The sequence below is a fragment of the Methanothermobacter sp. KEPCO 2 genome (assembly GCF_041228365.1).
GTDB lineage: Archaea > Methanobacteriota > Methanobacteria > Methanobacteriales > Methanothermobacteraceae > Methanothermobacter > Methanothermobacter marburgensis.
The window spans coordinates 374,502-397,133 of the sequence record NZ_CP166185.1; the positions used below are offsets into that span (position 1 = coordinate 374,502).

At 49.4% G+C, this 22,632-nt stretch carries 25 protein-coding genes and 1 pseudogene; 15 read left to right on the top strand and 11 right to left on the bottom strand.

From position 1 onward, the window contains the following. The first annotated feature begins 93 nt into the window (after positions 1 to 93). From AB9H23_RS02220 to AB9H23_RS02240, 5 genes are all read left to right on the top strand, one after another. Positions 94 to 522 carry a nucleotidyltransferase domain-containing protein gene (locus AB9H23_RS02220; protein ID WP_370005276.1) on the top strand — a complete coding sequence of 143 codons (429 nt, stop codon included), beginning with the start codon at positions 94 to 96 and terminating at the stop codon, positions 520 to 522. Beyond that, positions 519 to 683, top strand: a complete 165-nt coding sequence (locus AB9H23_RS02225; RefSeq protein ID WP_370005278.1) for a hypothetical protein — start codon at positions 519 to 521, stop codon at positions 681 to 683. Before AB9H23_RS02220 ends, AB9H23_RS02225 begins: the two co-directional genes overlap by 4 nt. Next, complete coding sequence (locus AB9H23_RS02230; RefSeq protein WP_370005280.1) at positions 680 to 934, top strand: DUF86 domain-containing protein; 255 nt, start codon at positions 680 to 682, stop codon at positions 932 to 934. Before AB9H23_RS02225 ends, AB9H23_RS02230 begins: the two co-directional genes overlap by 4 nt. A gap of 182 nt (positions 935 to 1,116) precedes the next feature. After that, entirely contained in the window at positions 1,117 to 2,955 is a 1,839-nt protein-coding gene (locus AB9H23_RS02235; protein WP_370005282.1) for a right-handed parallel beta-helix repeat-containing protein, read from the top strand. 150 nt (positions 2,956 to 3,105) lie between these two features. Then, positions 3,106 to 5,730 carry an Ig-like domain repeat protein gene (locus AB9H23_RS02240; RefSeq protein WP_048175212.1) on the top strand — a complete coding sequence of 875 codons (2,625 nt, stop codon included), beginning with the start codon at positions 3,106 to 3,108 and terminating at the stop codon, positions 5,728 to 5,730. Positions 5,731 to 5,768: 38 nt separating this feature from the next. On the opposite strand, the pseudogene AB9H23_RS02245 reads toward AB9H23_RS02240, so the two are convergent. Both AB9H23_RS02245 and AB9H23_RS02250 read right to left on the bottom strand, forming a co-directional pair. Beyond that, positions 5,769 to 6,199, bottom strand: a pseudogene (locus tag AB9H23_RS02245) (DUF86 domain-containing protein). Between the two features lie 5 nt (positions 6,200 to 6,204). Further along, on the bottom strand, positions 6,205 to 6,594 hold the full coding sequence (locus tag AB9H23_RS02250) for a nucleotidyltransferase domain-containing protein (protein WP_048175213.1): 390 nt from the start codon (positions 6,592 to 6,594) through the stop codon (positions 6,205 to 6,207). A 78-nt stretch (positions 6,595 to 6,672) separates the two neighbouring features. Here AB9H23_RS02250 and AB9H23_RS02255 point away from each other — a divergent pair, with 78 nt between their 5' ends. Both AB9H23_RS02255 and AB9H23_RS02260 read left to right on the top strand, forming a co-directional pair. After that, entirely contained in the window at positions 6,673 to 6,873 is a 201-nt protein-coding gene (locus AB9H23_RS02255) for a hypothetical protein (protein WP_370005284.1), read from the top strand. A gap of 8 nt (positions 6,874 to 6,881) precedes the next feature. Beyond that, a complete protein-coding gene (locus AB9H23_RS02260; RefSeq protein WP_231855316.1) occupies positions 6,882 to 7,334 on the top strand; it encodes a YkvA family protein in 453 nt (150 codons plus the stop codon). On the opposite strand, the gene AB9H23_RS02265 is transcribed toward AB9H23_RS02260, so the two are convergent. Beyond that, positions 7,335 to 8,570, bottom strand: coding sequence for a hypothetical protein (locus AB9H23_RS02265; protein ID WP_370005286.1), 1,236 nt, complete (start codon positions 8,568 to 8,570; stop codon positions 7,335 to 7,337). Positions 8,571 to 8,815: 245 nt separating this feature from the next. Further along, a complete protein-coding gene (locus AB9H23_RS02270; protein ID WP_370005288.1) occupies positions 8,816 to 9,418 on the bottom strand; it encodes a hypothetical protein in 603 nt (200 codons plus the stop codon). A gap of 251 nt (positions 9,419 to 9,669) precedes the next feature. On the opposite strand from AB9H23_RS02270, the gene AB9H23_RS02275 reads away from it, so the two are divergent. Genes AB9H23_RS02275 through AB9H23_RS02285 form a run of 3 tightly spaced genes read left to right on the top strand, consistent with a single transcriptional unit; the run spans position 9,670 to position 13,732 of the window. Beyond that, on the top strand, positions 9,670 to 10,332 hold the full coding sequence (locus AB9H23_RS02275) for a hypothetical protein (RefSeq protein ID WP_013295568.1): 663 nt from the start codon (positions 9,670 to 9,672) through the stop codon (positions 10,330 to 10,332). A gap of 10 nt (positions 10,333 to 10,342) precedes the next feature. Beyond that, on the top strand, positions 10,343 to 11,584 hold the full coding sequence (locus AB9H23_RS02280) for a BREX system ATP-binding domain-containing protein (RefSeq protein WP_370005290.1): 1,242 nt from the start codon (positions 10,343 to 10,345) through the stop codon (positions 11,582 to 11,584). A gap of 15 nt (positions 11,585 to 11,599) precedes the next feature. Further along, positions 11,600 to 13,732 carry a DEAD/DEAH box helicase gene (locus tag AB9H23_RS02285; protein ID WP_370005292.1) on the top strand — a complete coding sequence of 711 codons (2,133 nt, stop codon included), beginning with the start codon at positions 11,600 to 11,602 and terminating at the stop codon, positions 13,730 to 13,732. 4 nt (positions 13,733 to 13,736) lie between these two features. Here AB9H23_RS02285 and AB9H23_RS02290 read toward each other — a convergent pair whose 3' ends face one another. Further along, positions 13,737 to 13,895, bottom strand: coding sequence for a type II toxin-antitoxin system HicA family toxin (locus tag AB9H23_RS02290; protein WP_300478112.1), 159 nt, complete (start codon positions 13,893 to 13,895; stop codon positions 13,737 to 13,739). A 49-nt stretch (positions 13,896 to 13,944) separates the two neighbouring features. After that, on the bottom strand, positions 13,945 to 14,226 hold the full coding sequence (locus AB9H23_RS02295; protein WP_048175219.1) for a type II toxin-antitoxin system HicB family antitoxin: 282 nt from the start codon (positions 14,224 to 14,226) through the stop codon (positions 13,945 to 13,947). A 158-nt stretch (positions 14,227 to 14,384) separates the two neighbouring features. Here AB9H23_RS02295 and AB9H23_RS02300 point away from each other — a divergent pair, with 158 nt between their 5' ends. Together AB9H23_RS02300 and AB9H23_RS02305 are read left to right on the top strand one after the other, a co-directional pair. Continuing rightward, entirely contained in the window at positions 14,385 to 14,840 is a 456-nt protein-coding gene (locus tag AB9H23_RS02300) for a MarR family transcriptional regulator (protein WP_048175220.1), read from the top strand. Further along, the gene (locus AB9H23_RS02305) at positions 14,824 to 16,176 is read left to right on the top strand and encodes an MATE family efflux transporter (protein WP_048175221.1); all 1,353 of its coding nucleotides are present in this window, start codon (positions 14,824 to 14,826) and stop codon (positions 16,174 to 16,176) included. Before AB9H23_RS02300 ends, AB9H23_RS02305 begins: the two co-directional genes overlap by 17 nt. Before the next feature lie 54 nt (positions 16,177 to 16,230). On the opposite strand, the gene AB9H23_RS02310 is transcribed toward AB9H23_RS02305, so the two are convergent. Continuing rightward, positions 16,231 to 16,503, bottom strand: a complete 273-nt coding sequence (locus AB9H23_RS02310; RefSeq protein WP_370005913.1) for a DUF3467 domain-containing protein — start codon at positions 16,501 to 16,503, stop codon at positions 16,231 to 16,233. Positions 16,504 to 16,518: 15 nt separating this feature from the next. Further along, the gene (locus AB9H23_RS02315; RefSeq protein WP_048175223.1) at positions 16,519 to 16,935 is read right to left on the bottom strand and encodes a winged helix-turn-helix domain-containing protein; all 417 of its coding nucleotides are present in this window, start codon (positions 16,933 to 16,935) and stop codon (positions 16,519 to 16,521) included. A gap of 145 nt (positions 16,936 to 17,080) precedes the next feature. Between AB9H23_RS02315 and AB9H23_RS02320 the strand changes: the two genes are divergently transcribed. Further along, positions 17,081 to 17,407 (top strand): hypothetical protein, encoded by a 327-nt coding sequence (locus tag AB9H23_RS02320; RefSeq protein WP_048175224.1) that lies wholly within the window; start codon positions 17,081 to 17,083, stop codon positions 17,405 to 17,407. A gap of 83 nt (positions 17,408 to 17,490) precedes the next feature. On the opposite strand, the gene AB9H23_RS02325 is transcribed toward AB9H23_RS02320, so the two are convergent. Then, positions 17,491 to 18,048 (bottom strand): hypothetical protein, encoded by a 558-nt coding sequence (locus tag AB9H23_RS02325; RefSeq protein ID WP_370005296.1) that lies wholly within the window; start codon positions 18,046 to 18,048, stop codon positions 17,491 to 17,493. A 128-nt stretch (positions 18,049 to 18,176) separates the two neighbouring features. On the opposite strand from AB9H23_RS02325, the gene arsB reads away from it, so the two are divergent. Then, on the top strand, positions 18,177 to 19,211 hold the full coding sequence (gene arsB / locus AB9H23_RS02330; RefSeq protein WP_370005298.1) for an ACR3 family arsenite efflux transporter: 1,035 nt from the start codon (positions 18,177 to 18,179) through the stop codon (positions 19,209 to 19,211). Between the two features lie 98 nt (positions 19,212 to 19,309). Next, positions 19,310 to 20,005: a glycosyltransferase gene (locus AB9H23_RS02335; protein WP_370005300.1), complete on the top strand. Its 696-nt coding sequence runs from the start codon at positions 19,310 to 19,312 to the stop codon at positions 20,003 to 20,005. Positions 20,006 to 20,209: 204 nt separating this feature from the next. Here AB9H23_RS02335 and gmd read toward each other — a convergent pair whose 3' ends face one another. Then, the gene (gene gmd / locus AB9H23_RS02340; RefSeq protein WP_370005302.1) at positions 20,210 to 21,238 is read right to left on the bottom strand and encodes a GDP-mannose 4,6-dehydratase; all 1,029 of its coding nucleotides are present in this window, start codon (positions 21,236 to 21,238) and stop codon (positions 20,210 to 20,212) included. A gap of 166 nt (positions 21,239 to 21,404) precedes the next feature. Then, positions 21,405 to 22,568 carry a D-glucuronyl C5-epimerase family protein gene (locus AB9H23_RS02345; protein ID WP_370005304.1) on the bottom strand — a complete coding sequence of 388 codons (1,164 nt, stop codon included), beginning with the start codon at positions 22,566 to 22,568 and terminating at the stop codon, positions 21,405 to 21,407. Positions 22,569 to 22,632 lie beyond the last annotated feature (64 nt).

The window sequence follows — 22,632 nt, forward strand, 5'->3', positions numbered from 1 at the left end:
GGAGAGCTGACCTGCGTAATAGTTCTCTATTACGAAGTTAATCCCTGGCCGGCACCTTATATATGATGTGATTCAGAATTATCAAGTGGAACCATGATGGGCATTGAAGAACAGAAAATGGAAAAACTTGTGGAAGTTCTGGAAAAAAGGGATGAGGTCAGCATTGCATACCTCTTTGGCTCCACTGCAAGGGGGGATAAGGGACCCCTCGGGGACTTTGACATCGGTGTTCTCCTGAAGGAACCCCTGAAGGGATACGATGACCTCAATTTTCAGCTGGAACTCATAGATGAACTTGTATCCGCACTCCGAACAGACAGGGTGGACCTTGTCATAATGAACCGGGCGCCACTTTCCCTGAATTACAGCATAATCAGGGATGGAATACTCCTGAAGGACAGTGAGGAAGAGAGGGTGAGGTTCGAGGGACGTATCATGTCAGAGTACCTTGATAGAAGGTACCATAACGACAGGCACACCAGACTGGCGCTCAGGATGATGGCACGTGAGGGTTTGAAGTGAAGGATGAGGTACTATCGAAACTCGAGAAACTCCAGGAGTACCTGGGGATACTCAGGAATTACAGATCACATTCACTTGAGGACCTTAAAAAGGACGTCACCCTCAGGGGGGCAGTTGAAAGGTACCTTGAGGTTTCCATAGAGTGCCGTTTTGGAAGATGATCATATCATGGGAGAGGGCGAGAAAACCCGAGACATACAGGGAGGTCATAGAGATACTTGGAGAAATAGGGGTTCTTCCAGGGGATTTTGCAGATAAATTTGCACCAGCAGCTGGTTTCAGGAACATACTGGTTCATATGTATGCGGAAATAGATGTTGAGAGGGTTTATCTTTACCTTCAACGGGACCTGGAGGATATAGAGAAGTTTGCTGTATTTGTTGCCAGGTATCTGGAGGAACTGTCTGATTAAGATACCCTTATTCGTTATCCCGAGGATCAGTTAACCTTCTCTTCAAAATTATTTAGCCATATTATATTATCTATTTCCATCATTTAAAACTTTCAGCTTGCTTTTTTGAAAAAAACCTTTAACCAGATTAAACCATATTATATATATGCACATTTAATGTGCAGATAGCAGGAGATAGGTAAATGATAAAACATCTGTATGTAATAGCTGCCATTGCAGTGCTCCTCATTTTATCAGGAACCGCCTCTGCAGCTGACATCTATGTCAACGCCACTGGGGGGTCCGATGATAATGATGGGCTCTCATGGGCGGCTGCCAAGGCAACCATTGGAAACGCGACCCTCTCCGCGGCTTCAGGTGACAGGATCTGGCTTGCGGATGGTGAATACAGGGGTGTTGGTAACAGGAACGTAGTTATAGACAGGAACCTCACCATCACCGGACAGTCAACCACCGGTACGGTGATTGATTGTGAGTCAGTGGGCAGGGCCTTCAGCGTCCAGCAGGGTGTCAGTTTCACCCTCAGAAACCTCACCGTGAAGAGGGGAAACGAAAACCATGGTGGAGCCATCCTGAACCAGGGTAACCTAACTGTCGAGGGATGCAGGTTCCTTGAGAACATGGGATACAGGGGCGGGGCAATTTACAGCCTCGGTAACATCCATATTACCTCAGCAACATTTCAGGATAACAGTGCTTCTGAAACTGGCGGCGCTCTTCATGTATCGGGATATCAGCCCTCAGATTCTGCAGTGGTCATAGACTCATCATTCACATCAAACGACGCAAAGTATGGTGGGGCAGTTGCAACAGATTACACCGGTACCCTAAATGTTCTACTGAGGGGAAGCACGTTCTCAGGCAACACAGCATGGTACGGCGGCGGATTCCTTGCAGACAATGCCAATGCAACCGTTGAGGGATGCACCTTTGAGGAGAACGTGGCATCAGCACACGGCGGCGCAATCAGGAACAACTACGGCAACCTCACAGTTAGAAGAAGCACATTCACAGATAACAGTGCAGGCTTCGCCGGTGGAGGTATAAGCAATGTCCGGGCTGCCCTGGCAAATATCACAGAGTCCACGTTCACAGGTAACCTTGCAGAGACCTGGAGTCAGGGATCAGCGGTCCTCAGCTACTTCACCATTGCGCTGGTCAACTTCTGCCGCATCCTGAACAACCCTGGCGCCGATGTGTTCTGTGAGGACGGCCCGCAGGTGGATGCCAGATTCAACTGGTGGGGGTCCAACACACCGGACTTCACTGAACTCAAAGCAGGTGACGTTGCTGCAACGCCATGGATCGTCCTTACACTGGTTGCAGATCCATCAACCGTTACCGTGGGGGGCACCTCCCTCATAAGGGCGGACCTTCTCCATGACAGTGACGGCACACTGCATGCAACCGCTGTACCATACACGGGTGTTGTGGGCTTCGAAACAACCTATGGTACAATCACCGATGCTCTGATGAGCGGTGGGGTTGCATCCTCAACCCTCAGGAACCTCAATGCACCGGGGGTTGCAGTGGTGTCCGCGGTTCTTGATAACCAGGTGGTTAACACCCAGGTAACCGTTAGACCAGCTCCACCAGCAACGGGTATAACCATCAACCAGCTTGTCGCAGCAGCCGTGAACGTCAGGAACCACTACCTGCGCTACCGTAAACTGCCAGCCTCTGTCACAATTGCATCAAAGAGGTACTCCATGGCCCAGTTCCTGGATTTACTTGCACGTGCAACTGTGCAGCTCAACTCAGGAAACCAGAACCCGTTAAGACCACGTGCTGTTGGTTACGCCGGTAGTACTGGCATCTGGAGGTCAGGTAAACTCTCAAGGCCAGCCTACGTGTCAGTGGCAGTCAGTATCAGGAACTTCATAAACAGCCAGGGAAGGGCACCCAGGTATGCCTCAACGGTCTATGGCAGGGTGAGCTTTGTGGGCCTCGTGTACAGATACAGTGAGGTACTGAGGTTCTACGGTAACAGGGGGAGGCTTCCAAACTACCTGATAATCTAAAACCCAACCCTTTATTTTTTAACTTTTTTTTTGAATCTCAGTAGAGGTCTAACCTTATTTTCCGCATCACTTAAACATGAACCCTGTTTCATGGGAGTTCAGTGAAAATTTTTTATCCTATAATCATTATATATACTCAAGGGGGTTTACATGATAAAGATAATTACATGGCTCTTTCTGTTTCTTGTGGGGATAATGCTTATCCCTGGATGTGTCAGCGCAGCCGATATCTATGTCAACGCCACTGGGGGGTCCGATGATAATGATGGGCTCTCATGGGCGGCTGCCAAGGCAACCATTGGAAACGCGACCCTCTCCGCGGCCTCAGGTGACAGGATCTGGCTCGCGGATGGTGAATACAGGGGTGTTGGTAACAGGGACGTGCTGATAGACAGGAACCTCACCATCACCGGACAGTCAACCACCGGTACAGTGATTGATTGTGAAGCAATGGGCAGGGCCTTCAATGTGTCCTCGGGTACGGTCCTGGTCCTCAGGAACCTCACGCTGAGAAATGGCAGTGCATTTGAGGGCGGGGCGGTGATGAACCACGGCGAGCTCCAGGTGGAGAACTGCATCCTCACCTGCAACACCGCAGCCGGGGGCGGCGCCATCTACAGTGACGGTACAGTGAAACTAACTGAAGGCTACCTCATGGAGAACAGCGCAGAGGATGGTGGTGCAGTATACAGTAAGGGGGTCCTTGAGGTTACAGAATCAATCTTCAACGGTAATGAGGCCTCAGGGTGTGGGGGGTCCATATACAGCGCCCCATACTCATCCCTTAACATCAGAGACTCATCATTTGTACTTGGCCGTGCAGGGACTGGTGGCGCGATTTACACTGGAGGAGATACAACCATATGCGACTCCACCATTGCAATGAACACCGCAGACAGCCATGGTGGCGGGTTATATGTGTGGGCAGCAGACGCCACGGAAATCACGGTTACTGTGACCAACTCCATGTTTCTCTACAACAATGCAAGCTATGGTGGGGGAATCTCAGGATTCAGAAACCCTGATGATTCATTACTGAATTTACAGGTTTCGAACTCCCTCTTCAGGTCAAACCTTGCAGATTACGGTGCCGGTATCCATGCAGAAAATGTTAACACCACAGTATCAGGGTGCACCTTTGAGGAGAACGTGGCATCAGCACACGGCGGCGGAATCAGGAACAACTACGGCAACATCACCGTTAGCAGAAGCACATTCACAGATAACAGGGCAGCATACGCTGGTGGCGGTGTAAGTTCTTTCCTTGCGGTGCTTGCAAATATCACAGAATCCACTTTCACAGGTAACACTGCAGAGTCATGGAATACAGGATCAGCGGTCCTCAGCTACTTCACGGTTACAGTGATAGGCTTCTGCCGCATCCTGGATAACCCTGGTGTCGATGTATTCTGTGAGGACGGCCCGGGAGTGGATGCCAGGTTCAACTGGTGGGGCTGTAACACACCGGACTTCACCGAACTCACAGCAGGTGATGTTGCTGCAGCACCATGGATGGTCCTCACATTAACCGCAAATCCAGCGGCTGTTGCTGCCGGGGCCACCTCAGTCATAACAGCCGACCTGAGGCATGACAGTGCCGGGGGATACCATGACACATTCTTCGTCCCCTACACAGATAATGTGGACTTCTCGGCCACCGCAGGGAGCATCGATGATGCTGTGATGTCCCATGGAACTGCATCCTCAACACTCACAGATCTGGCAGCACCGGGTACAGTGACAGTGAACGGGGCCCTTGACGATGAAAGCGCCTCAGTGGATGTGAATGTCCTCAAGGTTCCATCAGCCATCACAGTGGAAGACACTGAAACTGTTGAGGGCGATGCATTCAATTTAAGGGCACGTTTAATGGCACAGAACCCAATCCCAGGTAAGGTCATCATTTTCAGGATAAATGGGGTTCAGATGGGGGGTTCAACCACAGGTTCAGATGGATGGGCAACCCTCAACCTTCCAGGAGTATTCCCGCCAGGTCTCTACAATGTGACTGCAGAGTTCCAGGGTGATGAACTCCTCAATAACAGTTCATCCCGGGCAGACCTCAGGATCCTCAGGAAGGCGGCATTTGAACTCTCAAACCTCACCGTAGTTCCACTCTCAGGGGCAGCTCCCCTCAGGATCAGTGTCTCTGCCAGGGTCAGGAATACCGGTGAGGCCCCGGGTGATTACCGTGCAGAGCTCCTTGTGAATTCGGCCCCGGTTGCATCAGTGGTGATTTCACTTGCCGCCGGCGAATCAGGGGATGTGAGGTTCAACCACACCATCACCAGGGATGGTGTGTACCTGGTGACAGTGGGGGGCCTTCCTGCAAGGACGGTTACGGTTAAATCCCAGGGTTTAACTGTTAAACAGATTGCAGCTGCCGCTCTGAGTGTGAGGAACCACTATGCACGCTACCGTAAACTACCAGCATCTGTAACAGTGGCCGGTAAGGCTTACAGCATGCCTCAGTTCCTGGATTTACTTGCACGCGCCACGGTACAGCTCAACTCAGGAAACCAGAATCCACTGAAACCACGTGCTGTTGGTTACCTTGGTAGCACAGGCACATGGAGGTCAGGTAAACTCTCAAGGCCAGCCTACGTGTCAGTGGCAGTCAGTATCAGGAACTTCATAAACAGCCAGGGAAGGGCACCCAGGTATGCCTCAACATCATACGGGCAGGTGAGCTTTGTTCGCCTGGTATACGTATACAGCAGGGTACTGGCGTTCTACGGTGCAAATGGTAGGTTACCGGGTGATATAACAATTTAAAACCCTTTATTTATTTTTTGTCTTCAATGATAACCTCTTCATTTATTCTCAAGGGTCTCAAGGGTTTTTCTGATCTTTTCGGTGAATTCATGAAAATCCCTGAGGTGTTCCCTGAGGATCCTGAATGTTATACGGTCATCTATCTTACCATACCTGTGGACCACGATGTTTCTGAATCCCCTCATTGCCTTTACTTTCCTGAAGGTTTCCTTGTCTATTATTCCGGCTCCCAGAAGGTTCTCAAGCACATCACCATCTGATCCAGGACACCGAGTTTCAGGTCGGAGTTGAGGATGGAACATATGTCAAAGACATTTTCAACAGCAAACTCAAGCCTCTTGTACATCCCATCCCTTACAAGGCCAAGACCCCGGAACTCCTCAAAGGTTTCAGGAAGGTTATCATCTATAAGATTTACGCTTTCCTCAATCTCACTTATCTTCGTGAGTATGATGGACTTTCTTATCATGATATTCACCTCATGGGGGCCATGCCGATGTAATCATAGAAGCGGTGTTTGAAGTCATCGAATTCCTTCACTGTCTCCCATGCAATGTCATGGAGGAATCTTTCACTGTCACAGTATATGACCTCACCCCTGAGTACCTGGACCCTCACATAGAGTGGGAGCTGCTGGAATATCTGGACATCGAATATTTCATCCACCTCACAGAGGACTCTCAGCCTGAAATCCGCTGCCTCATCAGGGGTTCCATCATAGTACACTGCAAGGTCTATATCAGACCACCCCTCCCCCCTGAGGGCTGAGCCATAGAGTATTATGAACCTGACCCTGTCAGCGTCCTTGAAACTCCTTATCACACTGAGGAACTCATCAATGCGGGTTCTGATAGATTCATTCATATGGTTACTATAGTCATTCTATATCTTAAATTGCTGGTCATGTACTTTCACAGCCAGATAATAATGCTGCTGATTGAAATGATCAGATCCATGTTCAGAGGGCCACTGAGGCAAAGTGGGAACTCAAATCTACCGTCCCTGAATATCGGTAAGGCTGTCGTGGCTGGACTCATGGTACCGGTCCCTGCAATGGTGAAGATAGGTGAATTCACAGGCAAGCTGTCTGGTGGAGACCCGGACGTGGAGTCAATCTGGCGTGGGATGAGGGGTAAAGGATAAGTATCATCATGGCCAAGAGAATTACAGTGGTTTCCATGACAGAGGCAGATTTTAAGGATTTCTATGATGTGCTGGTTGAGAACCTTGAGTCCTTCAACGGGGAATATGCATCCTTCATAGACCATGGCCCGAAACTCTTCAAGCTCCTCGCGGACTTTCTGGGCTATGAGCACCTCAAGAGCCAGCTCAAACTCAAAATAAGCGCGGCAATAGCCTACTATGTTGTACCCATGGATGTCATCCCCGAGACGGTCTACGGTGCCTACGGGTACATTGACGACATCTTCATAACAGCCTACGTCATAAGGATCCTGGCGGACGTCTATGGCTACGAGTTCCTCTCAGAGTACTGGGAGGGAGAGGAAGACCTTGAGGAGGTTGTTGAACTCTGCTATGAGAGGTCAAAGGAGGTCCTCAGGGAGAAGACAACCGATGTGCTGGAATATGTGGGTTTGATCTGATCAGCTGTTTTCCCGGACTCTGTTCTCCCAGTTCCTGGCCTCAAGGACCCCAAGGATGTCATCAAGTGATTCCTTCTCCACAGTCAGTTCAATGAGTAGTTCAAAACACTCATCATTCCTCAGGATCATGCACTTCTTCATTGATGGCAGGAGGTCCCCCAGTTCATTCATGGTATCCATGAGACCGTTACCACTCACAAGTCCGTTCATCATGAGGTTGAGGCTTTCACCGGCGGGGTTTATGTAGATTATCTCCTTTCTGTGGGTAGTGTCCCCTGCGGGGACAGGTTCTGCTGTTATTTCTTGTTCTATTCCTGTAACCGGGGTTTCTTCTGGCTTCACAGTCAGTGTGTCCAGGGTTTCTTCAGCATCTGATCCATGGTACCGGAGGTAGATCTCCTCAATTTCAGGGTTGTGTTTAAGAAGGAATCCTTCGGGACTCTCCTCAATGAGGTCATGCTCCTGGAGGGTCCAGATCCTGGCATCCAGGGTCCCGGGTTCATCAAAGTGTTCAGCCAGTTCCTCCCTTTTGAAGGGCCCTTTACCCACGATCTCCCTGATGTCCCTGAATATGTCCCATGCCAGTATCCGGTCATAGCATTCCCGGCACTCATCCCGTTTTCCGTCAACTGTACTGTAGAAGCTGGATTTCTTGAGTTTCCTGCCGCAGATGGGGCAGGTTCTGATCATGTCTGATTCTGTAACAAGTTCCCCTTCACCATAGGCCTCGTGGAAGACTCTGAGTTCCTCGTCCGGTTTAAGGGTGTAGGTTTCGAAGGCCGGGTTGCTCTCGATGAGGTCAAAGTCCTGCAGCAGCCAGATATGGCCAGTGATGATAACCCTCTCATCCTCACTTTCTATGATGTCGTCAACAGCAAATTCAACCCCTGGTTCAACAAGCTTTCTTATCTCAGCGAGGGCATCTGCAGCGCAGCGCCTCCTTGAGCATTCCCTGCACATGGGGGAGGTTCCATCGGATGAATTGAATTCTGTGGCGGGTTTTACCTCCCCGCACACTGAGCACTCAAGTTCACCCTTTTCAGGTGCCGCGGTGCTTCCTGTCTGGGCTGGCTCACCAGATACTGATCTGAGCCCTTTAAGCCCCACGTTCTCTATGATGAACTTCTGGACCTCCTCTTCGGGTTTTAACCTGCAGGTACCTGATTCCCCGTCCTGCTCAAGGAGGTTGAACTCTTCGAGTATCCAGATCATGGCTGTGAATTCTGTTCTCTCCACGTCATCCATCCCGGCTGTGTAAACGGCAACTTTAATCTCATCCCCGGCTTTAAATGTTCTGAGGATTCTTTCAAGGGATTCAAGGGCATAGAGTCTCCTTGAGCATTCCCTGCAGATCCCCTGGGACCTCTCAGTTTCGGTTTCAAGCTCTTTCTGGCAGCCAGAACAGAGTTCAAGGCCACTGACGGGTACTTTAGGTAATAAATCTTTTCGCTGATGGGATTCTACCGCTGGAGCTTCTTCATCTATTGTTTGATCCGTTTCCTCTGCTCTGGAGGGGGTCCCGGGTTCATTCTCCAGTATCCCCCTGTTTTCAGGGCGTTCGGGTCACCATCAGATCCGGCTTCCTGGGTCCATAGGTCATCATTCAGGTTTTCAGGATTATGTTCATCCCCGGCTGAATCATAAGGTTCATTCATGAATTCTTCAGGTCTCACTGCGGCCCTGAGAAGTGATTCGGCTGCAGATTTGAAGCCCAGGTTGAGTTCCATGAAGTCATCGCATTTTTCAGATAACACGTAAAGGGTTCTGAAGCTATTGAGGCCCTGATTCTTTATGAACCCGTTCCCTTCACTGCTGACATGCTTCTTTATGAATCCCTCCCTTAGGAGAATCCAGAATAGCAGGGAGCCGAGTTCCTCATCATCCTTAAAGTCATCGAAGTTGAAGGGTTCCCTTCCCTGAAGTGTTTCAATGGCCTTTAAAATTCGATATTTATCGTAGCATTCCCTGCAGACGCCCAGGTTCTCAGCGCCGCAGTTTTCACAGGATGAAGAAGATGATTTACTGCCGCAGGATAGGCATAAAAGTTTATCTGATTCTCTACAGCAGAGGACGCAGTTATTCATATGGCATACTCCCCTCAATACAGTATAATTTAATGTTTTTACAGCTACTTAAATCATTAACATTTACAGGGTTATAAAAAAATTTATCTATCAATTTTTAGAAACATTTAAATGACTTTAATGCCATAAAAGGGGGTTTTTACATAATAAAACAGAAAAGACTGGTCCCCAGGGGTAAGTCCAGATACTGGCTTCACAGAATAGATGATGATGTCCTTGAAGATATATCTGAGAACCTCGTGATTGGCTCCGTGAGGAAGAGAGGTAAACTTATAAATGAAATCCGATCAGGTGACAGGATATTCCTCTTCAAGCCCATCCCCCTCAATGGCCGGAGGACACTCTCATTTGTTGCATACACCATGGTTGAAAGTGTGTACAGTGACCCTGAAACCCTCTATGATTACTACGAATCCCCCCGGAAGCTGAAGCTCAAGGGTATAAAGTTCTTCAACCCACCCATACCATTAGTTAAATTCAAGGATAAACTTGTTTCCTTTGATTCTAAAAAATGGTCATCAGCAACGAAATCTGAGTACAGAAAGATAGATGAGGCTGATTTCAGGACCATAAGGTCCAGGGCAAAGTTCATAGAGAAATTCCCCGCCTACCTTGAGGAGGTATCCTTCAGCATGGATGAATTCATTCTGAACTCCATCATGGGCCTCCACAGCATGCTCAGAAAGGCCGATGGCCGGAAGCAGATGGAGATAAAATCCTTCATAAAACTCCTTGATGAATTCATCCAGTCCTACGGGATTAACAAATCATATGATGAACTCGAGGAATTCTACTCAATCAACGCCTGGAGGACCGGTATAAAACACTACCCTTCACGGGATCCCGAGAGGATAGTAACACTCTACAACAGCAGAGGGGCTGGAAGAGACTTTGGATTGATATCCCTGGAATAGGAGGCTTAATATGAATGCAGAGAGTATCATAAATGCCCTTAAAAATGGCAACGTCCCCCCTGAGGGGGTGGGCGAGATATGTGTCGGGCGTGAGAGGGAACTGGAGGAGTTCGACAAGATATTCAGTAAGGTTAAGGATGGGGCTGCGGTAACAAGGTTCCTCAACGGTGAATTCGGGTCGGGGAAGTCCTTCTTCCTGAAACTCCTGGAGGAAAGGGCCCTTGCAGACAACTTCGTCGTCGCCAAGGTGACACTCAGCAGGGACGTCCCCTTCAACAAGTTCGAGGTCGTCTACAGGAGCATCGTTGCCTCACTCCGCTGCAAGACAGGCACATCCCTTGAGCACATAATTGAAAAGTGGACCACACAGCTCCGCATGATGGCCCTAATGGAAACTTCGGACCCCTACCAGCAGGAGAGGATAGTGATAGACAACATAAACAATGACCTCAAGGAGGTCCGTAAACACGCCACAACCTTCGCTGCTGCAATAGAGAACTACTACAAGCTCTCTGCACGGGGTGACCAGGAGACAGCAAAGTATGCAATGGCATGGCTCAGCGGTGAGAAGAACATACCCTACACCATAAAGAGACAGTTCGGTGTCAAGGGTGACATTGACCGGGAAAACGCCTTCAAGTACCTTGAGGCCCTCTCCTCATTCCTCATGGCACTCAAGTACTCAGGGCTCATAATACTCATAGACGAGGCAGAGCACATAATGACCCTACACACAAAGAAGCTGAGGGACACGGCCTACGACTACATGAGGTTCATATACGATGAGTGCAGCCTTGGCAGATTCCACAACACCCTCTTCATATTTGCAGGGACCCCCGAGTTCTTTGAGGACCCCAAGATGGGTGTGCCATCCTACACCGCACTGAATGAGAGGATAGAGGACGTCCTCCACACGGAATTCAAGGACCTCAGGAAACCCATAATAAGGCTTGACGGCTTCAAGAAGGACAACCTCATGGAGCTGTCAGATCGCCTCATAAGTATGCATGAGGAGGTCTATGAATGGGAGGCAAAACCGGTCAGGGAGTCCCTTGAGGGTATAATAGCAAGGCATGAGGCCAACGCGGAACTCACAGGTTACATTTCACCGAGAAACTTTGTTAAATCATTCATAAGTGTCCTTGATGTTGTCCAGCAGAACCCTGAACTCCGAAGCGAGGAGGAGATCCTTGACCTCTTCGAGGAGAAGGAGATGGAGTTTGAGGAGTTCGAGGACGAGGACTGGGTTTAGTCAGGGTGTAATCTGATGTCCTCCGAATCACTCAACCCCCGCCTCAGGCACTTCCTCGCCAACAGGCTGGGCTGGAGGAGCCTGAGGGACGTGCAGAAATCCGCCCTTGAGGCCATAGGGAGGGGGGAGGACACCCTCATAGTTGCACCCACAGCCTCTGGTAAGACCGAGGCCGCCATGATACCCGTCTTCAACTCCATACTCACAGAGGGCCTCCCACCGGTCAGCCTCCTCTATGTCTCACCCCTCAAGGCACTCATAAATGACATGCACAGCAGACTGGAGTACTGGGGCAACCACTTCAACCTTGAGGTCATGAAGTGGCACGGGGATGTCCCGCCAGACACCAAGCGGAGGTTCATCAGGAACCCCGCGGACATCCTCCTCATAACACCAGAGTCCCTTGAGGTCATCATGGTGAACAGGAGCCGGGATGAGAGGGAGAGGATCTTCAGAAACCTCCGCTACATCATAGTGGATGAGATCCACTACTTCATAGAGTCAGACAGGGGTGTCCAGCTGAACTCCCTCCTTGCAAGGCTTGAAAGGTACACCGCTGTGAGGCCCCAGAGGATAGGGCTCTCTGCGACGGTTGGAAACCCCGAAGATGTCCTTGAGTGGATGAGCCCCTCGGGTGTTGTTGTAAAGGAGAGATCTGATAGGAGACTCCAGTACAGGATATTCTCTGGTGGAGAAGCGGGGGTCATTGATGTTTTAAGGAGGTTAACCGGCAGGAAGGTCCTCATCTTCGTCCCATCAAGGAGGGAGGCCGAGAGGTACTACAACATCATAAGAAGGTGCCTGGATGTGGACGTCTTCATACACCACTCCTCCCTGAACAGGGAGTCACGGGAGGAGGCAGAGGAGAAATTCAAATCCATCTCAGCGGCCTTCATGGTGAGCACCAGTACACTGGAGCTTGGTATAGATGTGGGTGACATCGACGTGGTGGTACACCTGCGGAGCCCAACAACCGTGAACCAGTTCCTCCAGAGGACCGGGAGGAGTGGCAGGAGGAGCGGCAACCAGAGGACCATCATATTCCATGAGGGTGAGGTGCTCCTCGCCCTCTCGGTTGTCTCACTGGCACTTTCAGGTAAACTTGAGATGCTCAGGATACCCCGCCGGCCCCTTGACATATACTTCCACCAGATCCTGAGCTCGGTGTTTGAGATTGAAAAACCGGGGCCCGCCGAGATATACAGGGGCCTGGGGAGGGCCCATGTATTCTCTGATATAACCCAAGGGGACTTCAGGCACCTCCTTGAATTCATGGGTGAGAGTGATTTTATAAGGAAACATGGAAGCTACCTCTACCATGGCTTCAACTTTGAGAAGGTCTTCGGTAAGATGAACTTTCTGGAGTTCTACTCTGTGTTCTACCCCACCTATGAGTTCACTGTTAAGCACGGCACAAAGACAGTAGGGACCCTTGACGCATTCTTCGCTGTAACATACCTTGAGGAGGGGAGGGGCTTCGTGCTTGGCGGTGAAAACTGGATTGTGAGGGAGATAGACCATGAAAAATTCATCGTTAAGGTTAAGCCCTGCTCAAGGAAGGCCAGTATTCCTGACTGGAGTGGTGGCGGCGCCCCTGTGAGCTTTGAGGTTGCAAGGCACGCCTATGACATCCTCCTTGGAAACTTCAACCGGGACCTCCTCAGGTGGCTAGATGACGCATCAAGGGAGAGGGTCCTATCTGAGATGGCAAGGGCCTCTGCCGCAGGTTTAACCAGGGATGTTATCCCTGTGAGTGTCGGGTCTGATGTGGAGATCCACACCTTCGGAGGGGAGAGGGTTAACGGCCTCATCTCCGATATATTCAGGATGGAGCATGATGCATACCGTGTCAGGGATGATGCCTTCGCGGCGCGCTTCAGGGCAAAGGTAGACTACGATGATGTGGTATCTACTCTGAATGAGATCCCATCCATCATCTCTGAGGAGGACTTCCCCCTCAGGCTCCATGACAGGCTTGACAGGATGGTTAAGAACAAGTTCATAGAGCACCTCCCTGAGGATGTGGCGGCCCATATAAAGTACAGCCTCCTCTACAGGCCGGATGAGCTCATGGGGCTGCTTGAGGCCAGCAGACCTGTTGAGGTGGAGGGCTTCAGGATTCAGGTTTTTCATGGTTCTGAGAAATAGACATTCATGTTCTTTTTCTGGAATTCATGAGCTTCATGAATTCTGGATATGTGAGCTCAGCCTGTTTAAGAATTGATTTCAGGGTTCCGGGGGCGATTTCATCATGAAGAGGTATGATCACAATGAGTTTCTTCCCATTTTCATCTATCTTTTTGAGTTTCACATGACTACCCTTTCCTCCAGAATACGTAAATCCCTCTTTCTGGAGGATCTTACAGAGCTTCACTCCTGACAGTTTTCCTTTTTTGCCAGCCATCTATCTTAACGCTCACATGTTCCTCTTTTTCAGGTACAGTGAATCTGCTTATAAGGTCCTGATACATTTCAAGAACATCCTCGTCGCTAAGGAAGAGTTCAAGCGCCTCCTGGATGTTCTCAAGGGCAATTTCTTTGCTGATGCCCTGACTGGCTATGTTGAAGGGCTCGCATATCGCCACGAACAGTTTTCCCTCTTTTTCAATCTTTACTGGAAGCTCAAGTTTAACTGAGGCCATCCCATCTCACCTGAAGTTCACAGATAACTATTTCTGCATTATTTGATATGAATTGATGGCTTAATATATATTTATGTTGCAGCTGCAACAGTTGCTATGACAACATTTATATGGTGCCATCCAGATAACTTCAGCATCAGAACATTGAGGATGAAGTGATGATCGACAGTGACATACCATTCAAGGGGCTCCTATCAATCATACTCAGAAGCCACCGCGTATTTGTGGCAAGGGAGTTATCCAGCCTGAAACTCACAGACGCACAGGTGGCCTGCCTCTTCAGGATCCACAGGCAACCAGGGGTTACCCAGGATGAACTCTCCTGGTTCTTCCAGGTGGACAAGGGAACCATAGCCAGGATCACAAGGCGCCTGGAGGAGCGGGGACTCATCATGAGAAAACAGGACCCCCAAAACAGGAGGAGGTACATGCTTAGCCTCACAGCTCAGGGGGAGGAACTCATACCCCTCATAATGGAGGTTGAGGATAGGTGGACGGACCTCCTCTTTGAGAACCTCACAGATGAGGAGAGGGATACTCTAATGGAAATGTGCAGGAGACTCGCAGAGGATGCAATGAAGATAAGGGGCGTGGAAGATGACAGAGGGCGTTAAGATAATGAGGGGGGACCCGAGGAGGGCCCTCCTGAAACTCTCAGGGCCGATGATAATCGCGATGCTGCTCACATCCATCTACAACCTGGTGGACGCCATATGGGTGGCTGGTCTCGGTGGCGAGGCACTGGCAGCCATAGGGTTCGTGACACCCCTCTACATGGTACTCGTGGGGCTATCCAATGGCCTCGGGGCCGGGGCGGCATCATCGGTCTCAAGGTACCTTGGTGCAGGTGACCCCGAGGGCGTCAACAACAGCGCAACCCACACGGTTATAATAACAGTTGCGGTTTCAGTTATCATCACGGTGATCCTTGAACTCCTCCTCGGAGATATACTCCTCTCCCTGGGGGCAGGGGATGCCCTCAAACCAGCCTTCCAGTACGGTAGTGTGGTATTCGCGGGTACCATATTCACACTCTTCACAGGGGCCGCCTACGGGATACTCAGATCCGAGGGTGATGCAAAGAGGCCAATGTATGCCATGGGAATCTCAGCGGTCCTCAACATGGTCCTTGACCCCCTCCTCATATACACTGCAGGGTGGGGTATAGCTGGGGCGGCCTGGGCAACGGTGATATCCCAGCTTGTGGTCTCACTCATTGTAATCTACTGGTTCATGGGGGGAGGGACCTACACCTCCATCGGGATGAAGCACTTCAGACCCGACCGTGGGGTTGCACTCTCAATACTCTCTGTGACTGTACCTGCAAGTGCAGAGTTCTTTGTCATGTCCCTGGTAACAGCGGTACTCAACGGGATACTTACGAAAGTGGGGGGTACCAGTGCAGTTGCAGTGTACTCGGCCGGGTGGAGGATAGTCATGATGGCCATCGTCCCGGTGATATCGGTTGCAACTGCCCTTGTGAGCGTCTCGGGGGTTGCCTATGGTTCAAGGAACTTCAGAAACCTTGAGGTGGTCCATGGTTACTCCATAAGGCTGGGACTTGTAATAGCCGCTGCCACTGCACTTCTCACATTCGTACTTGCCCCCTGGATCTCATGGGTATTCTCCTACTCCCAGGCATCTGCGGACCTGGCACCAAGGATAACCTGGTTCCTGAGGGTCATCTGCCTCTTCTACCTCTTCCTACCACCGGGTATAATGTCAGGTTCCATCTTCCAGGGGGCAGGGAGGGGACTCACATCCCTCACACTCTCGGTTATAAGGCAGGTCCTCCTGGTTGCGGTATTCGCCTACCTCCTTGGTGTGATCCTGGGATTCGGTGAGGTTGGAGTCTGGTGGGGTGTGGTTGCAGGTGACATCGGGGGAAGCCTCATAGCCTACCTCTGGGCAAGGCTCTTTATAGGGAGGCTCAGGAGGTACGGGGACTGATTCCCCCTTTATGAACCCATCATGGTGCTCATGGAGTCTGGCATCCAGCCTCTTCTAGGGCTGCGGCCCCTTGGAGTGGTGGGCCCTGATTTTCCCGAAGGTCCTCTCGTATTCCTCAACCTGCTCCATGAGCCACACTGCAAGTTCCTTCGCTGTTTCCGGTGACATCCTCACCTCATTCTCCACGACCCGGCAGGCACTGATCTTCGAGATTTCTGTTTCCTCGTCCCTGGGGAATAACTCCTCAGAGAAGAGGAGGACGCGGAATTCATTTGATGAAAACCCCCAAGGGCACCTGTTATGTAGATGGTATTGAGTTCTGAGGATATCACAATGGGGACTTCAACCACATTTCCCACCCTGGCCGCTTGATGAGATGGTCAGTGTGTGTTTTCCTGACTCATTAAGGCTGTAATGTGCAGGGGACGTTCTTCCGGCAGTTGTCTCCATGGGTTCTTCATTCATTTTCCCGGTAATCTCATCGATTTTCCTGATATACTCCTCACTTTCAAGGATTGCAAGGCACACGGCCCTCCTATCATCCATCTTCAGTCTGTAGGCTGCAGCCTTTCCCTCCCTCTTTTCAAGTAATCCAATCTCCATGAGTTCATTCACATGGTTGTAGACGGTCTTTTCGGTCGCGTCAATCATCCTTGCGATCTCCGGGACCTTCAGGTAGTGGCCCCAGTTTTCCAGGAGCTCCTCAAGTATGGATACTCTGTTTGTATCCCCGAATATTTCCCTGAGCACACAGGTCACTGAAAATCACCTTCAGTAATTTATTTTCAATTTATCATTCACTACACATATATCACGGAATTTATGTATAAATTTATCTAAATTTATTTCATTTACTGAAACCAATATTCAGAACACATACGATAATATATATACATATTGAATTATGATAACAGTCCTCATGGATGAGGTTGAGCTGATTATAGATTCAATGGATCCTGCTGAAAGGGAGGTCATGACCGTTGTGGGCCGTATAGGTGGATCCGCCAACAGGAACTTCACAAGACAGACAATCAGGAAGAAGCTGAGGGATGATACACTTCCTGAGGCCGATAGGGCAATTGATTCACTGAGGAGAAAGGGTCTTATAAGGTATTACAGAAAACCAGACAATTTTGCAACTACAAAGCTCGGATTTCTGGTTGCAAGGAAACTCAAAGAAGAATTTCAGAGGCGAAACTTTCCGGATATGCGTATTCTGCTGCTATTCTAATCATCGGTCTATTAAGTGTTATTTTATGGGATTTCAGTATGGGACTTGTAGCCCTCAAAAAAATGAATGTTTAGGGGAGGACCCTATTCACTGATGGATGGACCTTTCATCTTCTTCCTTATGTAGACCGCCAGGAGGCCCCCCACGAATGCTGCAAGCACCAGTGAGATGACCATGAGTATCCCTGATATGAGCTGAAGATAGTCTGCTGGTGCGTATGTGGGCTCAGATGCCAGTCCCATGGGTGCTGCTGTACCTGTCATGTCCCCGCCGGTGTCAGGGAATATCTGTGATATGGCCATGAGGGCCATCATGCCACCCGTGGTTGTTGCCATTAGACCAAGCACACCGACGGCGAGATAGATGAGTACCAGGAACCCTGAGTTCACCAGGGATTCACTGTAGGTTTCAGCACCCAGACCCGCAACGAAGGATTCCACAAAGAGGAAGACGAAGGCCACAATGAATACGAAGAATATTGGCTCCACAGATCCACCCATGAGGGCACCGCCAAGGATTACAGCGGTGAGTGTCCCGGCAACTGCACCCACAAGTATCCCCAATACGGAGCTTAAAACATTCAGCTTACTGTTCAGCCACTTCAGCAGTGGTTCACCATTTGTATTCACATTGAGTCTCAAATTTACCACCATAAACACTTAATAATTACATTCATGTTTTTTGCTTCATAAAAACCTTTCCGGTTCATGGGAAACTACTAATAATAAATCAACATATCTGAATTTACTGATATGTAACCGGTGATACCATGGAAAGTGAAGAGATGGGAATATTCGAAAGGTACCTCACAGTCTGGGTGATACTCTGCATAATCACAGGGGTTGGGATCGGACAGTTCATACCAGCCTTCCCGGCCCTCCTCAACAGGTTACAGTACGCCCAGGTATCCCTCCCTGTGGCGGTGCTGATATGGCTCATGATATACCCCATGATGCTCAGGATAGACTTCTCAAGTATAATAAGGGCCACCAGGGAAATCAGGGGGCTTGCCGTTACCTGCGGGACCAACTGGCTCATAAAACCATTCACCATGTACATCGTGGCATCATTCTTCCTCCTCGGAGTTTTCTCAAATCTGATACCACCTGAACTCGGGAGGGAATACCTTGCAGGCGCGGTACTCCTTGGGGCAGCACCATGCACGGCAATGGTATTCGTCTGGAGCAGCCTCACACGGGGTGACCCGGCCTACACACTGGTGCAGGTGGCGGTGAACGACATAATACTCCTCTTCGCCTACGCCCCCATAGTGGCATTCCTCCTAGGAATCGGTAACATCCAGGTACCCTACGATACCCTCATACTCTCGGTGGTGCTCTTCGTGGTGGTACCGCTGCTTGCAGGCTACCTCACAAGGAGGAGGCTCATCACCTCAAGGGGGCCGGAGTACTTCCAGGAGTTCCTGGGTAAATTCGAGAACATAACGGTCATGGGACTCCTCCTCACCCTCATCATAATATTCTCATTCCAGGGGAGGGTCATAATTGAGAACCCCCTCCACATTGCCCTGATTGCGGTACCACTCATAATACAGACCTTCCTGATCTTCACGGTGGCCTACCTCTGGGCCCGCATCTGGAGGCTGAGGCATGCGGTGGCTGCACCGGCAGCCCTCATAGGTGCAAGCAACTTCTTTGAACTGGCGGTTGCGGTGGCCATATCACTCTTCGGCCTCCAGTCAGGGGCGGCCCTCGCCACGGTTGTTGGGGTCCTGGTGGAGGTACCGGTCATGCTCACACTGGTGAGGATAGCCAATGCAACCCGTGACAGGTTTCCGGCCTGAAAAAATTAATTTTTTATGGGAAGGTACCAGAGGGATGGGCCGCAAATGCACACCTCTGAAAATTAATTTTATCTTTATCGGGAACATAATGCTACTGGATGATATCAGTAATATGTGTCTACAATGATAGGGAAACCCTCAGAAGGTTCCTGCTCAGGGACCTCCGTGAAGGGGACGATTATGAACTCATAATCCTCGATAACACCACCGGTAGATTCAGTTCAGCGGCCGAGGCCCTCAACCACGGGGCGGAGATGGCCACAGGTGACACCCTCATATTCGCCCACCAGGACGTGCAGGTAAAACCGGAAGCCATCAGAGGGATGGCCTCATATTCATCGTCACTGGAGGATGCGGGTGTCCTGGGTGCTGCTGGAGTGGCCGGTCCCTTCAGGCTGTTCTCATGCATGAAACAGGGCGACCCACCAGTGGATGTTGGGAGGAGAATTGGGGCTCCGGTGAGGGTTCAGACCGTTGATGAGTGCCTCTTTGCCCTACCCTCTGAGGTCTGGAGGAGGCATCCCTTTGATGAGGAGACATGCAGCCACTGGCACCTCTACGCGGTTGAACGGTGCCTTGCCCTCAGGAAGAAGGGTTACAGTATCTATGCGGTACCTGTGGAGGCCTACCACAGGTCACCGGGTTACTCCATGTCCCCTGAATACTACACCACAATGGGGGCAATAATGAAAAAGCACAGGGTCCCTGTGGTGTGGACCTCCCTGGGGTTTTCCACACCATACCTCCCCCTTGGACTCCAGAGGAGGCTGAAGGAGTTCCTCATGAGGCTATAGTTGGTGTTTCCTCTGGATCAGCTCAGATCTTCTCGGGTCTGAGTCCCTTCCTTTTCAGGTAACCGTTCCACCTTAAGGCAATGCTGCGGTAGTAGCTGTCCCCCGTTGCTTTCCAGACCTGTCTGAAATTAAGTTTTAAGAATATAATTACATTTATAGCATTTAATATTAAGCTCATAGAAAAACTTTTTTGTGGCCTTTTTATTAAACACGCTTCTCAATGACCTTTAAATCATTTTCAACCATTATTTCAACAAGTTTATTAAATTTAACCTTTGGTTCCCATCCAAGTTCTTTTTTTGCCTTTGAATAATCTCCTATCAGCAGATCCACTTCTGCTGGTCTGAAAAACTGTGGATTTATCTTTACAAGGGGTTTTTTTGTTCGTGTATCAATTCCAGTTTCTTTAACTCCTGAACCTCTCCATTCTATATCAATTCCAGCAACCTTGAAGGCCTCTTCAACAAATTCCCTCACAGAATGCGTTTCTCCTGTAGCAACGACAAAGTCGTCTGGTTTTTTATGTTGCAGCATTAACCACATTGCATGGACGTAATCCTCTGCATACCCCCAGTCTCTTTTAGAATCGAGATTACCAAGTTCTATGTTTTCACTTAAACCGTGATATATCGAAGCAACACCCAGGCTTATCTTTCTTGTAACAAATTCCGGACCTCTCATTTCACTTTCATGATTGAATAGAATTCCATTGCTCATAAACAGATCATAGCTTTCTCTATAGTTTTTCATTGTCCAGAACCCTGCAAGTTTGGAGACACCATAGGGACTTCTTGGATAGAATGGTGTCGTTTCTTTTTGAGGGGTTTCCTGAACCTTACCATACAATTCAGATGTGGCAGCAAAATATGTCCTTGAATGAGGTGAATAATTCATGACGCTATTGGCAACGTTCAGCGTACCTCCTATGTTTACGTCGTAGGTAAGGCGGGGGTTATTGAAGCTAAATGAGACAAAACTCTGGGCTGCAAGGTGGTATATTTCATCGGCCTGAACATTTTTTATTGTTTCGTCCACGAATAAATTGTCCGTGATATCCCCCCAACAAATATTAACAGATTCCAGCTCTTCTTCTGCAAGATATTGTAGATTTCCAATTGAATTCTGACTGCTTCTTCTTACAATTCCATAGATATCATATCCCTTTTTAAGAAGCAATTTGGTCAGAAAGTACCCATCCTGTCCTGTTATCCCTGTTATAAGTGCTTTTTTCATTGTTCACACCTAATATTGAATATTCTTTAGTTTTTCTTATAACATTATGTTAGTGGGTGATATATAATCCTAAGACTTAATAAATTCTTTAATGAGAAAAAAGGGTTTTTGAATTTCATACCTCACGGGTTGAGGTTTGGACAGTTCTATTTGAGTGCTGGTGGTCCTAGATCCTCTCGGGTCTGAGTCCTTTCCTTTTCAGGTAACTGTTCCACCTTAAGGCAATGCTGCGGTAGTAGCTGTCCCCCGTTGCTTTCCAGACCTGGTTTGCAAGCTGTACGTGGAGTCTGTGGTAGCTCGCACTGGCTAGCCATGCCGGCCTGTAGTACCTGCCGCTCACAGCATAATATGTCCATCGCCCACTGTCGAACCTCCAGTTCATCCTCCTGAAGGTTGATACGCCATTTCGGAATAGGTTAAGCGCTCTTGAGTTTCCTGTGTACCTGTGGACGTTGTTGATTCCCAGTGTGCAGATGAGGTGGGCGTTGAGGATGTAGTGTTCCCTCAGGAAGTTGTAGTGGAGGTAGAAGTTACCGTATTTCGTGGTTTTCACAAGGTTTGTTGGGGCATAAAAACTGTTTACGAGGGAATTTGAGATGTCAAGGTACTCCCTTTTACCTGTGAGGTTGTATGCCCTGGCGTAGTGGCCTGCAAGGTTGCCCTGGGCGAAGCTGTCAAGCCAGCCGGTACCTGAGCCATGGTAGTCAAAGTACATGGGGAATACCGCGTAGCGCATACCCCTGTACGTCCTGAAGTTTGCGGTGAGTTTCTGTTCATCCAGCACTTCAAGGAAGTCTGTGGTGTTCCTGCAGCCACTTGCAAGGTTGGATGTTGTTACAGGGTAAATGTGCCATCCCCTGTTTTTGTAGTAGACAAAGGGGAGGTTGCTCTTGAACTCCGGGACAGGCATGTTCCTGAACTGGCAGGCCCTGCTGTTGAATACAATCACCGTCGTGTCTGATGGTGAAAGTTTCCTGGAGTAGTAGGCGTTATTGGCCTGTATGGTCTTGATCTCAATTATCTTCTCATAGCTCCTCAGGGCCCTCTTACTTTTGATGCCTGAGAAGATTTTAACGGCATACCCAGCATCTACGTATGCCTGATAGTACCTTCTATCACCTGTTGAGGTGTACCGTGTATAAAGGTGGTTTCTTATCCTGGTGTTATTTTTAACGGCCCCCTTGAGGAGTTCCTGGTAATTGTCCAGGTAATATGAGCGGTTCAGGTGGTTGGGTGTCCCGTTGCAGTCTGTGGTGTTATCCACTGCATGGGATGGGTTGCATGCAAGGATGAAAATTAAGCCAAGGATCACTGGAAAAACCCTTTTCATGAATATCACCATTTAAATTGTTTAGTGGCTTTGAATATATAATGTAAGGTTACATATTCTGGAA

Excerpts from the sequence above, each read along its gene's own strand:
- AB9H23_RS02220 (WP_370005276.1), top strand. The coding sequence starts at position 94 with ATGATGGGCATTGAAGAACAGAAAATGGAAAAACTTGTGGAAGTTCTG.
- AB9H23_RS02230 (WP_370005280.1), top strand. The coding sequence starts at position 680 with ATGATCATATCATGGGAGAGGGCGAGAAAACCCGAGACATACAGGGAG.
- AB9H23_RS02235 (WP_370005282.1), top strand. The coding sequence starts at position 1,117 with ATGATAAAACATCTGTATGTAATAGCTGCCATTGCAGTGCTCCTCATT.
- AB9H23_RS02240 (WP_048175212.1), top strand. The coding sequence starts at position 3,106 with ATGATAAAGATAATTACATGGCTCTTTCTGTTTCTTGTGGGGATAATG.
- AB9H23_RS02250 (WP_048175213.1), bottom strand. The coding sequence starts at position 6,594 with ATGAATGAATCTATCAGAACCCGCATTGATGAGTTCCTCAGTGTGATA.
- AB9H23_RS02255 (WP_370005284.1), top strand. The coding sequence starts at position 6,673 with ATGATCAGATCCATGTTCAGAGGGCCACTGAGGCAAAGTGGGAACTCA.
- AB9H23_RS02260 (WP_231855316.1), top strand. The coding sequence starts at position 6,882 with ATGGCCAAGAGAATTACAGTGGTTTCCATGACAGAGGCAGATTTTAAG.
- AB9H23_RS02270 (WP_370005288.1), bottom strand. The coding sequence starts at position 9,418 with ATGAATAACTGCGTCCTCTGCTGTAGAGAATCAGATAAACTTTTATGC.
- AB9H23_RS02280 (WP_370005290.1), top strand. The coding sequence starts at position 10,343 with ATGAATGCAGAGAGTATCATAAATGCCCTTAAAAATGGCAACGTCCCC.
- AB9H23_RS02285 (WP_370005292.1), top strand. The coding sequence starts at position 11,600 with ATGTCCTCCGAATCACTCAACCCCCGCCTCAGGCACTTCCTCGCCAAC.
- AB9H23_RS02295 (WP_048175219.1), bottom strand. The coding sequence starts at position 14,226 with ATGGCCTCAGTTAAACTTGAGCTTCCAGTAAAGATTGAAAAAGAGGGA.
- AB9H23_RS02300 (WP_048175220.1), top strand. The coding sequence starts at position 14,385 with ATGATCGACAGTGACATACCATTCAAGGGGCTCCTATCAATCATACTC.
- AB9H23_RS02305 (WP_048175221.1), top strand. The coding sequence starts at position 14,824 with ATGACAGAGGGCGTTAAGATAATGAGGGGGGACCCGAGGAGGGCCCTC.
- AB9H23_RS02320 (WP_048175224.1), top strand. The coding sequence starts at position 17,081 with ATGATAACAGTCCTCATGGATGAGGTTGAGCTGATTATAGATTCAATG.
- arsB (WP_370005298.1), top strand. The coding sequence starts at position 18,177 with ATGGAAAGTGAAGAGATGGGAATATTCGAAAGGTACCTCACAGTCTGG.
- AB9H23_RS02335 (WP_370005300.1), top strand. The coding sequence starts at position 19,310 with ATGATATCAGTAATATGTGTCTACAATGATAGGGAAACCCTCAGAAGG.
- gmd (WP_370005302.1), bottom strand. The coding sequence starts at position 21,238 with ATGAAAAAAGCACTTATAACAGGGATAACAGGACAGGATGGGTACTTT.
- AB9H23_RS02345 (WP_370005304.1), bottom strand. The coding sequence starts at position 22,568 with ATGAAAAGGGTTTTTCCAGTGATCCTTGGCTTAATTTTCATCCTTGCA.